The 13,016-nt window shown below is 63.4% G+C and carries 14 protein-coding genes; all 14 read left to right on the plus strand.

What is annotated here, in order from left to right:
• The first annotated feature begins 261 nt into the window (after positions 1-261).
• The 14 genes from NKH91_RS21420 to NKH91_RS21485 all read left to right on the plus strand — a co-directional run bounded on the left by NKH91_RS21420 (position 262) and on the right by NKH91_RS21485 (position 12,985).
• Positions 262-1,554 (plus strand): imelysin family protein, encoded by a 1,293-nt coding sequence (locus tag NKH91_RS21420; RefSeq protein WP_502899015.1) that lies wholly within the window; start codon positions 262-264, stop codon positions 1,552-1,554.
• A gap of 55 nt (positions 1,555-1,609) precedes the next feature.
• The gene (locus NKH91_RS21425; RefSeq protein ID WP_254816251.1) at positions 1,610-1,921 is read left to right on the plus strand and encodes a (2Fe-2S)-binding protein; all 312 of its coding nucleotides are present in this window, start codon (positions 1,610-1,612) and stop codon (positions 1,919-1,921) included.
• Positions 1,887-2,372 (plus strand): bacterioferritin, encoded by a 486-nt coding sequence (gene bfr, locus NKH91_RS21430; protein ID WP_352493762.1) that lies wholly within the window; start codon positions 1,887-1,889, stop codon positions 2,370-2,372. Before NKH91_RS21425 ends, bfr begins: the two co-directional genes overlap by 35 nt.
• A 96-nt stretch (positions 2,373-2,468) precedes the next feature.
• Entirely contained in the window at positions 2,469-3,992 is a 1,524-nt protein-coding gene (locus NKH91_RS21435) for a di-heme oxidoreductase family protein (RefSeq protein ID WP_502899016.1), read from the plus strand.
• Entirely contained in the window at positions 3,992-5,068 is a 1,077-nt protein-coding gene (locus tag NKH91_RS21440) for an imelysin family protein (RefSeq protein ID WP_023719579.1), read from the plus strand. Before NKH91_RS21435 ends, NKH91_RS21440 begins: the two co-directional genes overlap by 1 nt.
• 2 nt (positions 5,069-5,070) lie before the next feature.
• A complete protein-coding gene (locus NKH91_RS21445; protein ID WP_023719578.1) occupies positions 5,071-6,177 on the plus strand; it encodes a DUF1513 domain-containing protein in 1,107 nt (368 codons plus the stop codon).
• 160 nt (positions 6,178-6,337) lie between these two features.
• Entirely contained in the window at positions 6,338-7,015 is a 678-nt protein-coding gene (gene tsaB, locus NKH91_RS21450; RefSeq protein ID WP_023719577.1) for a tRNA (adenosine(37)-N6)-threonylcarbamoyltransferase complex dimerization subunit type 1 TsaB, read from the plus strand.
• On the plus strand, positions 7,015-7,509 hold the full coding sequence (gene rimI, locus NKH91_RS21455) for a ribosomal protein S18-alanine N-acetyltransferase (RefSeq protein ID WP_352885001.1): 495 nt from the start codon (positions 7,015-7,017) through the stop codon (positions 7,507-7,509). The genes tsaB and rimI overlap by 1 nt, the downstream gene beginning before the upstream one ends.
• A 21-nt stretch (positions 7,510-7,530) precedes the next feature.
• Positions 7,531-8,331 (plus strand): lyso-ornithine lipid O-acyltransferase, encoded by an 801-nt coding sequence (gene olsA / locus NKH91_RS21460; RefSeq protein ID WP_023719575.1) that lies wholly within the window; start codon positions 7,531-7,533, stop codon positions 8,329-8,331.
• A 63-nt stretch (positions 8,332-8,394) separates the two neighbouring features.
• A complete protein-coding gene (gene miaB / locus NKH91_RS21465) occupies positions 8,395-9,804 on the plus strand; it encodes a tRNA (N6-isopentenyl adenosine(37)-C2)-methylthiotransferase MiaB (RefSeq protein ID WP_352590845.1) in 1,410 nt (469 codons plus the stop codon).
• 83 nt (positions 9,805-9,887) lie between these two features.
• Positions 9,888-10,880, plus strand: a complete 993-nt coding sequence (locus NKH91_RS21470) for a PhoH family protein (protein ID WP_023719573.1) — start codon at positions 9,888-9,890, stop codon at positions 10,878-10,880.
• A gap of 17 nt (positions 10,881-10,897) precedes the next feature.
• Complete coding sequence (ybeY, locus tag NKH91_RS21475; RefSeq protein WP_352884999.1) at positions 10,898-11,395, plus strand: rRNA maturation RNase YbeY; 498 nt, start codon at positions 10,898-10,900, stop codon at positions 11,393-11,395.
• A gap of 28 nt (positions 11,396-11,423) precedes the next feature.
• Entirely contained in the window at positions 11,424-12,497 is a 1,074-nt protein-coding gene (locus NKH91_RS21480) for a hemolysin family protein (protein WP_352483241.1), read from the plus strand.
• Positions 12,498-12,514: 17 nt separating this feature from the next.
• Positions 12,515-12,985 (plus strand): VOC family protein, encoded by a 471-nt coding sequence (locus NKH91_RS21485; protein WP_352884997.1) that lies wholly within the window; start codon positions 12,515-12,517, stop codon positions 12,983-12,985.
• Positions 12,986-13,016: the final 31 nt, after the last annotated feature.

The raw sequence follows: 13,016 nt of genomic DNA on the forward strand, positions 1-13,016 counted from the left end.
TTTAGAATAATTCTAAACTGTTGTTTCAATTGAATTTTTTCTAGACCACCAGTTGACATCCGGCGTCTTCGCCGTTTTATGGAAGCTCGCGCGTCAGCGCATCCCTTTGATGTCTGGGCCTTGAACCCTTTCGATTGGAGGCATTTCGGTGTCTTTCTTCCGCGAACCGCGCGATGGCGCGACCCTTCTTTGCCCGCTGGCAACTGCCCGCCGCGGCGCCGGCATTTCATTGATTCCCGAGGAGAGACAGTCATGAGAACGATGATCACGGCGCGGTATGGCGGCAGGCTTGCGGCGATCGGCGCCACCGCGATGCTCACGGCGGCGGTGTTCGTGCTGCCGGCAAAGGCGCAAACCGATGCCAAGGCGGTCATCAAGACCTATTCCGACATTGCGCTCGCTAAATACGAGGATTCGCTGATCACGGCCGAGGCGCTCGACAAGGCTGTCGATGCACTGCTCGCCAAGCCATCGGTCGAAACGCTGAACGCCGCCCGCGAGGCCTGGAAGGCGTCGCGCGTTTCCTATCAGCAGACCGAGGTCTATCGCTTCGGCAATGCGATCGTCGATGACTGGGAAGGCAAGGTGAACTCTTGGCCGCTCGACGAGGGCTTGATCGACTATGTCGCCAAGGGCTACGGCACCGAGTCGGACGCCAACGCGCTCTATACCGCCAATGTGATCGCCAACAAGTCGATCGAGATCAACGGCAAGAAGGTCGACGCTACCAATCTGACGCCGGAGTTCCTCTCCGGCACCCTGCAGGAAGCCGGCGGCATCGAGGCCAATGTGGCGACCGGCTATCACGCCATCGAATTCCTGCTATGGGGCCAGGACCTGCACGGCACCGGTCCTGGCGCCGGCGAGCGGCCCTACACCGATTACGATCTTGCCAATTGCACCGGCGGCAATTGCGACCGTCGCGGGCAGTACCTGAAATCGGCGAGCGACCTTCTGGTTTCCGATCTCAAGGACATGGTCAACGACTGGAAGGAAGGCGGCGCCGCCCGCAAGAACCTTGTCGATGGCGAGCCGAACGCCGCCATTTCGACCATCTTCACCGGCATGGGCTCGCTGTCCTATGGCGAGCTCGCCGGCGAGCGGATGAAGCTCGGCCTCTTGCTGCACGATCCGGAAGAGGAGCACGATTGTTTCTCCGACAACACCTACAATTCCCATCTCAATGACGCCGTCGGCATCCGCGCCGCCTATCACGGCAGCTACACGCGGCTTGACGGCACTGTCGTCGAGGGGCCGTCTGTGGCCGACATGGTCAAGGCGGCCGATCCGGCGATCGACAAGGAATTGTCGGACAAACTGGATGTCACCGTCGCCAAGATGGAGGCCATCAAGGCGCGGGCGCTTGCCGGCGAGGCCTATGACCAGCAGATCGGAGAGGGCAACACGGAAGGCAATGCCACCGTGCAGGCGGCGATCGACGCGCTGGTCGATCAGACCAAGTCGATCGAACGCGCCGTCGGTACCCTGAAGCTCAATGCCATAGCCTTCGAGGGATCGGACAGCCTCGATTCACCGGACAAGGTGTTCCAGTAAACTATCGAAACCACCAGCCACGCGGCGCAATGAGCGCCGTCAGCCAGAGCGCCAAATGCTGATCTGCCATTGCAACATCATCACCGAAAAGGAGATAGAGCAGACGATCGTCGGACTGCTGGATGAGGACCCTTGGCAGCTTATCGTGCCGGCGAAGGTCTATCATGCCATGCACAAGCGCGGTCGCTGTTGCGGCTGCTTCCCAAATGTGGTCGAAACGATCATTCGGGTCACCGAAAATTACCACACCCGCTCGGCGGCGAGCGGCGTGGACATTGTTTCACACCTGGATCGCGTCAGAGGCCTGCGCGTCCAATACGGGAGCAGAACCCATGAAAGGCGAACAGCAGATCATAGAGCGGCTTAACGAGGCTCTGTTTCTGGAACTTGGAGCGGTCAATCAGTACTGGGTGCATTTCCGGCTGCTGGAAGACTGGGGATACGCCAAGCTGGCGAAGAAGGAACGCGCCGAATCGATCGAGGAAATGCACCATGCCGACCGGCTCGTGGCGCGCATCATTTTCCTCGAGGGCCATCCGAACCTGCAGTCCGTGGCGCCGCTGCGCATCGGGCAGAATGTCAAGGAAGTGCTCGAATCCGATCTTGCCGGCGAATATGACGCGCGCACTGCCTACAAGCGGTCGCGCGAGATCTGCAACGAGGCAGGCGACTACGTGACGATGAAGCTGTTCGAGGAATTGCTGACTGACGAGGAAGTTCACATCGACTTCCTCGAGACGCAACTCGATCTGCTGGCCTCGATCGGCGAAGAAAAGTATGGCCAGCTCAACGCGGCGTCGGCCGACGAGGCGGAATAAGGACATGCGGGAATGCGGCGCACCCTAGATTTCATGCGCCGCTTGCGGCCGGCCGAGCATTGCGGCCCGCCGCCTCAGAAGAAGCCGCGATACGGAATGGTTCGCGGCGCTTTTCTTGCCGTGGTGGCGACGCTCACAGCCTCGGCGCTGGCCGGAGCGCCGCAACCGGCGGGCCTTGCCACCAGCCGCACCGATCTGGCGCCGAAGGATCTGGCGCGCGTCATCGCCATTACCAGGCCGACCAGCGATTTCTCCAAGCCCGAGCAATTCGAGCTAATGCAGGGCGGCGCCGGCACCTCGAAGAAGGACGTCAACAAGGACGCCTTCTCGCAATCCTCTGCCAACATCAGCTTCGAGGAAGAGGGCACCTTCAAGCTCGGCAACGCCATTTTCCGCAAGAACTGGGTGTCCTCGCCATCCTCGACACAGGCCTCGGATGGGCTCGGTCCGCTGTTCAATGAGCGCGGCTGCCAGAACTGTCATCTGAAGGACGGCCGCGGCCATCCGCCCGAAGGCGACAGCGGCACCACCTCGATGTTCCTGCGCCTGGCAAGGCAAGCCAGTACCGAGGAGGAGGAAGCCGCGCTCGCCGATCACAAGGTGCTCAACTTCCCCGACCCGGTCTATGGCACGCAATTGCAGGAATTGGCGGTACCCGGCCTGCAGGGCGAGGGCAGGATGCATGTCGACTATCAGGACGAGAAGGTGAAATTGGCGGATGGCAGCACGGTGTCGCTGCGCAAGCCGAGCTATTCGGTCGAGGGCCTCGCCTACGGGCCGCTCGACCCGCACACCACGCTGTCGCCGCGCATGACGCCGCCGATGATCGGCCTCGGCCTGGTCGAGCAGATCGCTCCTGCCGACATCCTTGCGCGTGCCGATGCGGCCGACCGCGATGGTGACGGGATTTCCGGCAGGCCCAACATAATACGTGACGGCAGCAGCGGTGAACTGACGCTCGGCCGTTTCGGCTGGAAGGCGCAGGTGGCATCGATCCGCCAGCAATCGGCGGATGCTTTTGCCGGTGATATCGGCATTTCGACGCCCGAGGTGCCGAAGCACTGGGGCGATTGCACCTCCGGAGAAAAGACCTGCCTTGCCCTGCCTAACGGTGTGCAGGAGCGCCTCGGTCCGGTCGAAGCGCCGCCGCCGATCATGGACCTCGTTACCTTCTATTCGCAAAACCTTGCCGTGCCGGCCCGGCGCGGTCTCGACAGACCGGACGTGCTCGCCGGCAAAAAACTGTTCTACGATATGGGCTGCATCTCCTGCCATACGCCGAAATTCGTCACCCGTCGCGGCACCCCGAATAAGGCGCAGGCCTTCCAGCTGATCTGGCCGTATTCCGATTTCCTGCTGCACGACATGGGACCAGGCCTTGCCGACGGGCAGGCGGTGGGCGAGGCCACGGGAAGCGAATGGCGCACGCCGCCGCTGTGGGGCATCGGGCTCACCCAGACCGTCAGCGGCAACACCTTCTTCCTGCATGACGGGCGCGCGCGCAGCCTGGCCGAGGCGATCCTGTGGCATGGCGGCGAGGGCCAGAAGGCGCGTGACCGCTTTGCCGCCGCTGATGCGGCCGATCGCGATGCGCTGGTCAAATTTCTGGAGTCGCTCTGATGCCGAAGCGTCTTGCGCTTGCGCTCGCTCTGCTGGTCCTCAACGGTGCGCTGCCAGCATCCGCGGCGGTGAAGGCTTCGGATGTGATCCAGCGGGCGACCGACGGCTTCGTCCGCCCGGCCTATGCCAGGCTGCATGACCATGCGGACAGCTTGGCGAAGATCATGCACGCGCTTTGCCAGGCGCCCTCGCAAGACAATCTCGATGCGGCACGCGCCGAATTCTCGGGTGTCGTGGATGCCTGGTCGGTGGTGGAAATCATCCGTTTCGGGCCGATCTCCGAAAACAACCGGCTTGAGCGCATGCTGTTTTGGCCGGACCGCAAGAGCATCGGCCTGAAGCAGGTGCAGGCAGCACTTGCCGGCAAGGATCCGACAGCCGCCGATCCGGCCCAGCTGGCGACAAAGAGCGTCGCCATGCAAGGGCTCGGCGCACTGGAATTCGTGCTCCATGGGGACGGCGCCGATCAATTGGCCGGCAGGGACGCCGCCTATCGCTGCGCCTACGGTGCGGCCATTGCCGGCAATATCGAGGCAATCGCCGGCGAGGTCAGCGATGCCTGGACCAAGCCCGACGGTTTTGCCGCGCTCTGGGCCAATCCGGGTCCGCAGAACGCGCTCTATCACGGCGGCACCGAAGCGGTGACCGAACTGGTCGGCGTCTTCATCAACGAGCTGAAAATGGTGCGCGACGTGCGCCTGAAAGGCTTCCTGGGCGCCAAGCCGGAGGCCGACAAACCGAAACAGGCGATCTATTGGCGCTCGCAAAACACCGCCCGCTCGCTGACCGGGAACCTGGCGGGCATGGACGCGCTGTTCCAGGCCTCGCAGCTTGGCGACGCGCTGCCGCCCGATGCGCGCTGGATGGCGGAATCGGTTCACATCCAGCTCACCAACGGGATCGAGGCGGCCAAGGCGATCAGGGGTCCGATCGACAAGGCACTTGCCGATCCGGCGCTGCGCCGCAAGCTCGATTATTTCTCGCTGGTGACATCCAGCCTGACGACCCTGATCGGAACCAGGCTGACCGCCGAATTTGGCCTGACCGCCGGGTTCTCGTCACTGGACGGCGACTGATCATGAGGACGCCGCTGATCGATCGGCGCGATTTCCTGAGGGCCGCAGGCGCTGGTTTCGTAGCGGCGATGGCGCCGTCGGCCTGGGCAAAGACACTCGACGCCGACGCGGTCTTCGCCACCGCTTTCGTCAAGCGCGACGGCAGCTATGGCGCGGCCGTCCTGTCCGAGGCCGGCAAGTTGTTGCACACGATCGATCTGCCCGATCGGGGCCACGACGTTACTTTCGACCCGGTGTCGAAGCGGTCGGTGGTGTTTGCCAGGCAGCCGGGCACCTTTGCTGTCGTCTTTGACCATACCGGCCGCGATGAACCGCAGACCATTGCCAGCGTTGCCGGCCGACATTTTTTCGGCCATGGCGTGTTCTCGGCCGACGGCACGCTGCTCTACGCCACCGAGAACGATTTCGACAATGCCGCCGGCGTGGTCGGCGTCTATGACGCGCATGCGAAATTCAAGCGCATCGGCGAGTTCCCGACCTACGGCATGGGCCCACACGAGCTTTTGCTGCTTTCCAATGGCAGGACGATTGCTGTGGCTAATGGCGGCATCGAGACGCATCCGGATTATGGCCGCGCAGAGCTCAATATCGCAACGATGAAGCCGTCCTATGTTCTGGTCGACCGCCTTACCGGCGATCTCACCGAAAAGCACGAATTGCCGCCGGCGCTGCACCAACTGTCGATCCGCCATATGGATGCCGACCGGTCCGGCACCGTCTGGTTCGGCTGTCAATACAGGGGGCCGGGTACCGATCGTCCCCCGCTGGTCGGCCGCGCGCCGCGCGGCAAGGACTTGCAATTGCTCGACATGTCGCAAGACGTGCTCTCCGGCTTCAGGAACTATATCGGCTCGGTCGCCGCCAACCCTGCCGCCGGCACCATCGCCGTGTCTTCGCCTGAGGGGAATTCGCTTGCCGTGATCGACACCGCCAGCAGCCGCATCGTCGCTACCAAGGCGCTGGTCGAGGTCTGTGGCGTGGCGCCCGATGGGAAAAGCTTCATGGCGACGACGGGCGCCGGCGAAATTGTCGAGGGCGGTGGCACGATCCGTTCCGAGCCGGACTATGTCTGGGACAATCACGTGCTGCGTATCGAGCAGATCGGCTAATCCTGGCAACGGTTTGTGGCAGTTGCGTTCGTCGAAACTTACCTTCTTGGACCCACACTCCAAGCAAGTCGCCTGAAGATTTGTGGATATTCCCCTTGCGGGGATCAGCCTTGGCGGGCAGAGGGAGGCTGCTTTCGAAACTGTCTCAACCGGGCGCTTCATGAAGTTGCTTGCCATCGACTGTGCCGCCAATCTCTGCGCCGCCTGCGTCTACGACGCGGCGGCCGGGAAAGAACTCGGCCGTTCGGTGCTCGATCTCGGCAAGGGTCATGCCGAGCATCTGATGGGTGTCATCGAAGGGGCGTTGAAGGCGGCCGGAACGGACTTTACCGGCCTCGGCGCCATTGCCGTTGCGACCGGTCCGGGCTCCTTCACCGGTCTGCGCGTCGGCGTCTCGGCGGCGCGCGGCCTTGCGCTGGCGCTGAAAATCCCCGCGATCGGCGTGACGACTCTGGAGGCGTTGGCCGCAGAGGCCGCAGCGATATTTCCCCGCCGCGCCGTGCTCGCCGCGCTCGATGCAGGCCGCGAGGAGATCCATGCGGCGCTTTACGATGAGAGGTCGGTTCTGATCTATGGTCCGGCTGTGACCACGCTCTCGCAAGCCGCAGCCATGGCGACCGACATCTCTCCGGTTCTGGCGGGCACGGCGGCAACCCAAATTGCCGCGGCGGCCGGGCGCAGCTTCGATCTCGGCGGGACGGCGGCCACCGCCGACATCGCCGTCTATGCCCATCGGGCCGCAGCCAAGGGCGAGGGCGAAAAGCCGAAACCGCTCTATCTGCGCGGCGCCGACGCCAAGCCGCAGGCCGGCTTTGTTTTATCGAGGCAAAAAAACTGATGCGCATTCCGTTCCTCCAGCCGCGCCGCAGGGACTATGCGCTCGAGCCGCTGACAATTGCCGACAGCGCGGCCATGTCGGTGCTGCATCGCGAGGATTTCGCGCGGCCGTGGACCGACGACGAATTCGCCGCACTGCTCGAGCAGGACACCGTGTTCGGCTATGCCGCGCGCGAGACCGGACAGGGCGCCAAGCCGCCGGTCGGCTTCGTGCTGGCGCGGCTGGCGGCCGGCGAGGGGGAGGTCCTGACGGTCGCGGTGGCACCCTCGCATCGGCGCCGGGGGCTCGGCTGGCAATTGATGGATGCGGTGCTGCGCGAATTGCACGCACAGCGCGCCGAGGCACTTTTCCTCGAGGTCGACGAGACCAACGTCGCTGCGATCGCGCTCTATCGGCGGCTTGGCTTCCGCGAGGTCGGCAAGCGCGCCAACTATTACAAATCGCCGGAACACGGCCCGACCGGCGCGCTTGTCATGCGCCGCGATCTTCGCTAGCCAAACGCCGGGGTGGTGCGGATGATCGGAAAAATCAGGATTTTCCTGGCGCTGGGGCTGGTTGTCGTCGGCTCATTGGTGCTTGTGCCGCTGCAGGTCCTGTCGATGAGGACCGGGCTCTGGCGCGAGACCTTCATCCTGAAGATCTGGCACAGGATGATCGTCAGGGCGCTGGGGCTGCGCATCCATGTCAAGGGGGCGCTGTCCGGCCAGCGCCCATTGCTGATTGCCGCCAACCACATCTCCTGGACCGACATCATGGTACTGGGGTCGATGGTCGACGTGACGTTCATCGCCAGGGCCGACATGGCCGGCTGGCCGTTGATCGGCATGCTGTCGAAGCTGCAGCGCACTGTCTTCATCGAACGTGAGCGCAAACGTTCGTCGGGCGACCAGGCGAGCGAGATCGCCGGCCGCATGGCTAAGGGCGACGCCATGGTGCTGTTTGCCGAAGGCTCGACCGGCGACGGCAACATGATCCTGCCGTTCAAGAGTACGCTGTTCGGCGCCGCTACAATGGCGATTGCGGAAGGGGCGGCCGAACAGGTCTTCATCCAGCCGGTGGCGATCGTCTATACGCGCCTGCATGGCGTGCCGCTCGGCCGCCGGCATCGGCCGGTTGCCGCCTGGATCGGCGATGAAGAGCTGATGCCGCATCTGAAGGTGCTGATGGCCGAGGGCGCCCTCGACGTCGAGGTGCATTTTGGCGAGGCGATTGCTTTCTCCAAGGGCTCCAGCCGCAAGGAAACGGCAAAGCAGATGGAACGCCAGGTGCGCGAGATGGTACAGGCGGCTCTCGCCGAACCGCGCCCAAGCCGGTAAGCCGCGCAGGTTCCGGCCAGATTCGTCTGTTTTTTGTCAGGGAAAGGCGCTAGAAGCCGCGAAATGGAATTGAACACGATAGAACGCGACGACATCGGCGCTGCCGCCGAAAACCTAGTCGTTCTGCCTGCCGCGACCAGAAAGGTCTTCGTCAAGACCTATGGCTGCCAGATGAACGTCTACGATTCGCAGCGCATGACCGATGCGCTGGCGGCCGACGGATATGCCGCGACAGACGCTATCGGCGAGGCCGATCTGGTGCTGCTCAACACCTGCCACATCCGCGAGAAAGCGGCGGAAAAAGTCTATTCGGAACTTGGGCGCATCCGTGAGTTGAAGGCGGAACGTGCAAGGGCCGGGCGCGAAATGCTGGTCGGCGTCGCCGGCTGCGTGGCGCAGGCCGAGGGTGCCGAGATCATCCGCCGCTCGCCGGCCGTCGACCTGGTCATCGGCCCGCAGACCTACCACCGGCTGCCCGGTGTGCTGGCGAGGGCGCGGAGCGGCGAAAAGATCGTCGAGACCGACTATGCCGTCGAGGACAAGTTCGAGCATCTGCCGCAGCCGAAGCGCGCCGAACTGATCAGGCGCGGCGTGACGGCGTTCTTGACCGTTCAGGAAGGCTGCGACAAGTTCTGCACCTTCTGTGTCGTGCCCTACACACGCGGCTCGGAAGTCTCGCGGCCGGTGGCACAGATCGTCGCCGAGGCCGAGCGCCTGGCGGATGCCGGCGTGCGCGAGGTGACGCTGCTCGGCCAGAACGTCAATGCCTGGCATGGAAGAGGTGAAAACGGCGCAGAATGGGGCCTTGGCCGGCTGCTGTTCAGGCTGGCCGAGATTCCGGGCCTGGCGCGTCTGCGTTACACAACCAGTCATCCGCGCGACATGGACGATGAATTGATCGCCGCCCATCGTGATTTGCCTACGCTGATGCCCTATCTACATTTACCGGTGCAATCCGGCTCCGACCGCATACTCAAGGCGATGAACCGCAGACATATGGCCAAGGACTATCTGACGTTGATCGACCGCATCCGTGCCGCACGGAACGACATTGCGCTGTCGGGCGATTTTATCGTCGGCTTTCCCGGCGAGACGGAAGCCGATTTCGAGGCGACCATGCAGTTGGTCCAAGACGTCAACTATGCCTCGGCCTTTTCGTTCAAATATTCGCTGCGCCCCGGCACGCCGGGCGCCGAGATGAGTGATCACGTGCCGGAGGCCGTCAAGGACGAGCGCCTGCAGCGGCTGCAGGCGCTACTGCTGAAACAGCAGCAGGATTTCGGCGCAAGCCTGATCGGCAGGACCATCGACACGCTGATCGAAAAGCCGGGCCGCCAGGCCGGTCAGAAGGTTGGCCGCTCGCCCTGGCTGCAGCCGGTTATTGTTGATGAAATGGCCGGCGAAATCGGTGACATTATCCAGGTACGAATCACGAAGACGGGCTACAACAGCCTGTTCGCCGAATTGGCCTGAAGGTCTCGGCAGATGAGGAGAGACGGTTGAGCGCTGCTGAAGTGAAGAACCTGCCCCAGAACCTACCCTCGGGGGCCTCGGATATGGCGCACATCGTACTGACTTTCGATAACAACAAGCTTGCCAGCGCCCTTTACGGCCAATTCGACGAGAATCTGGCCAGACTCGAGCAGAAGCTCGGCGTCGACATCCGCTCGCGCGGCAATCAATTGACCATCAAAGGCTCTTCCTCGGCGGCCGAGCAGGCACGCCGCGCCTTGGACAATCTTTACGGAATTCTGCAGAAAGGCACCGATATCGGCCAGTCCGATGTCGACGGCGCTGTGCGCATGGCGATCGCCGCCGACGACCAACTGACGCTGCCGACACTGGAGCGCAAGGGCAAGGTGTCTGCCGCCCAGATATCGACGCGCAAGAAGACGATCTATGCCCGCTCGCTGAACCAGGACGCCTATATGCGCGCGCTGGAGCGGTCGGAACTCGTCTTCGGCATCGGCCCGGCCGGCACCGGAAAGACCTATCTGGCGGTGGCGCATGCGGCAATGCTGCTCGAACGCGGCATGGTCGAACGCATCGTGCTGTCGCGCCCCGCGGTCGAGGCCGGCGAACGGCTTGGCTTTCTGCCGGGTGACATGAAGGAGAAGGTCGATCCTTATCTGCGGCCGCTCTATGACGCGCTCTACGACATGATGCCGGCCGACAAGGTCGAGCGGGCGATTGCCGCCGAGGTCATCGAGATCGCGCCGCTGGCGTTCATGCGCGGCCGTACGCTGGCGCACGCTGCCGTCATCCTCGACGAGGCGCAGAACACCACGCCCATGCAGATGAAGATGTTCCTGACCCGGCTCGGCGAGAACTCGCGCATGATCGTCACCGGCGATCCGACCCAGATCGATCTGCCGCCAAACACCAAGTCCGGCCTGGTCGAGGCGCTGAGAATCCTCGACGGCGTCACCGGCATGGTGACGGTCCGCTTCAACGAAGGCGACGTCGTCAGGCATCCGCTGGTCGCCGAGATCGTCAAGGCCTACGACCGCGACGGCAAGCTGGCCAGGGGCTTGGGTGTCGAAGGCTGATATGATTATGCGGCCGCATGGCTGAGCAGCAAAAGGCGGGGGGGCCGCTTCCCGTCGAGATCGATATCGCGATCGAGGCCGGAGATTGGCCCGCCGAGACGACGCTGACGCGGCTGGTCGACCATGCCGTCTCGGCCGCCTTTGCCGAAACCGGTGCGGACGGGCGTTCCGAGCTCAGCATCCTCTTTTCCGACGATGCCCATATCCGCACGCTCAATGCCGGCTGGCGCGGCAAGGACAAGCCGACCAACGTCCTGTCTTTTCCGGCTTTTCCGTTTGCCCGGGGCGGGCCGCTGCCGCCGATGCTCGGCGACATCGTGCTGGCCGCCGAGACGGTCGCGCGCGAGGCGGCACTGGAAGACAAGCCGGTCGAGGACCATATCTCCCATCTCGTTATCCATGGCCTGCTGCATTTGCTGGGCTACGATCACGAAACCGACGCCGAAGCGGAACTGATGGAAGCGACAGAGCGCGCAGCACTTGCGAGGCTTGCCATTCCCGATCCCTACACGTAATTACAAAAGATCAATTGACCGGACGATGATGAACGACAAACCAGAGACTGCCGCCCGCCCCGATGCCGGCAGTGCGATCAAGCCTTCCGAAACGACGGAAGAGGGCTCGAGTCCGAGTACCACGACCGGCAGCTTCGCCAGCGAGGCATCGCCTGCCGGTCCTTCCCTGTTCGATCGCGTGCTCGGGCTTTTCAGGCACCGCAACGGCACCAGCCTGCGCGAGGAGATTGCCGGTGCGCTTGCCGAAACGGCGAGCGATGCGGAATCCTTCTCGCCCGGCGAACGCGCCATGCTCAACAATATCCTGCGTCTGCGCGAAGTGCGCGTCGAGGACGTCATGGTGCCGCGCGCCGACATCGAGGCGGTCGAGATCACCACGAAGCTGGGTGATCTTCTGGGGCTCTTCGAACAGTCCGGCCATTCCCGCATGCCGGTCTATTCGGAGACGCTCGACGACCCGCGCGGCATGGTCCATATCCGCGACGTGCTGGCGCACATCACCAAGGTCGCCCGCGTCCGAAAGGGCAGGACGACCAGGAAAACCGCGGTCGCAACGGTTCTCGATCTCGCCCAGGTCGATCTGGCGCGCACCATCGGCGATCTCAACCTGATCCGACCGGTGCTGTTCGTGCCGCCGTCGATGCTCGCCTCCGACCTGATGGGGCGGATGCAGACGACACGGACCCAGATGGCGCTGGTCATCGACGAATATGGCGGCACCGACGGTCTCGTCTCGCTCGAGGATATCGTCGAGATGGTGGTCGGCGACATCGAGGACGAGCACGACGACGACGAGCCGATGATCACCCAGGCCGGCGAAGGCGTCTTCATCGTCGACGGCAAGGCCGAGATCGACGATGTCGCCAAGATGATCGGCGAGGATTTCGCCGCCGGCGAGCACGGCGAATATGTCGACACGATCGGCGGCATGATCTTCAACACGCTTGGCCGGGTGCCGGCGCGCGGCGAAGTGGTGCAGGCCATACCCGGCTTCGAGTTCCATGTGCTCGACGCCGACCCACGCCGCGTCAAGCGCGTGCGCATAGTCGAAACCCTGAAGGGCGAGCGCCGCCGCCGCGCCGCCCGCACCGAGCAGGCTTGAAGGACGCGGCTCGCCCGATGCCGATTGAGGACCCGTTCAAGCACTCGACACTGGGCTCCGGCGTCTTCTACCAGGATCCGCGGGCCGCATTGACATGGCTTGAAAAGGCTTTCGGCTTCGAGCCGAGCATGGTGGTCAGCGATACCGATGGCAGGCTCGTCCATTCCGAGATGCGGTTCGGCGACGGCTATATCATCATCGATTCCGAATGGGCCGACCATATAGCCAGCCCGGCTTCAGTTGCAGGCAAGAACACGCAGTCGGTCTATGCGCGCCTCAAGGACGGGATAGATGCCCACTGTGATCGTGCAAGGGCGGCGGGAGCCGAGATCGTCGAGGAGCCTGCCGACCAGTTCTACGGTGAACGGCAGTACAGGGCGCGCGATCCTGAAGGCCATGTCTGGACCTTTTCCCAGACTGTCCGCTCCGTCCCACGCGACGAGGCTGAGCGGCTGGGCGGACTGAAGATCGAAGGCTGGCATCGATAGCTATGAGCGGACTTGTTCGCTCTTATCCGGT

Source organism: Mesorhizobium sp. M0894, assembly GCF_040319725.1.
Taxonomy (GTDB): Bacteria; Pseudomonadota; Alphaproteobacteria; order Rhizobiales; family Rhizobiaceae; genus Mesorhizobium.

Excerpts from the sequence above, each read along its gene's own strand:
- NKH91_RS21445 (WP_023719578.1), top strand. The coding sequence starts at position 5,071 with ATGAGGACGCCGCTGATCGATCGGCGCGATTTCCTGAGGGCCGCAGGC.
- NKH91_RS21480 (WP_352483241.1), top strand. The coding sequence starts at position 11,424 with ATGAACGACAAACCAGAGACTGCCGCCCGCCCCGATGCCGGCAGTGCG.
- NKH91_RS21435 (WP_502899016.1), top strand. The coding sequence starts at position 2,469 with ATGGTTCGCGGCGCTTTTCTTGCCGTGGTGGCGACGCTCACAGCCTCG.
- bfr (WP_352493762.1), top strand. The coding sequence starts at position 1,887 with ATGAAAGGCGAACAGCAGATCATAGAGCGGCTTAACGAGGCTCTGTTT.
- NKH91_RS21470 (WP_023719573.1), top strand. The coding sequence starts at position 9,888 with ATGGCGCACATCGTACTGACTTTCGATAACAACAAGCTTGCCAGCGCC.
- rimI (WP_352885001.1), top strand. The coding sequence starts at position 7,015 with ATGCGCATTCCGTTCCTCCAGCCGCGCCGCAGGGACTATGCGCTCGAG.
- olsA (WP_023719575.1), top strand. The coding sequence starts at position 7,531 with ATGATCGGAAAAATCAGGATTTTCCTGGCGCTGGGGCTGGTTGTCGTC.
- tsaB (WP_023719577.1), top strand. The coding sequence starts at position 6,338 with ATGAAGTTGCTTGCCATCGACTGTGCCGCCAATCTCTGCGCCGCCTGC.
- NKH91_RS21425 (WP_254816251.1), top strand. The coding sequence starts at position 1,610 with ATGCTGATCTGCCATTGCAACATCATCACCGAAAAGGAGATAGAGCAG.
- miaB (WP_352590845.1), top strand. The coding sequence starts at position 8,395 with ATGGAATTGAACACGATAGAACGCGACGACATCGGCGCTGCCGCCGAA.
- NKH91_RS21440 (WP_023719579.1), top strand. The coding sequence starts at position 3,992 with ATGCCGAAGCGTCTTGCGCTTGCGCTCGCTCTGCTGGTCCTCAACGGT.
- NKH91_RS21485 (WP_352884997.1), top strand. The coding sequence starts at position 12,515 with ATGCCGATTGAGGACCCGTTCAAGCACTCGACACTGGGCTCCGGCGTC.
- NKH91_RS21420 (WP_502899015.1), top strand. The coding sequence starts at position 262 with ATGATCACGGCGCGGTATGGCGGCAGGCTTGCGGCGATCGGCGCCACC.
- ybeY (WP_352884999.1), top strand. The coding sequence starts at position 10,898 with ATGGCTGAGCAGCAAAAGGCGGGGGGGCCGCTTCCCGTCGAGATCGAT.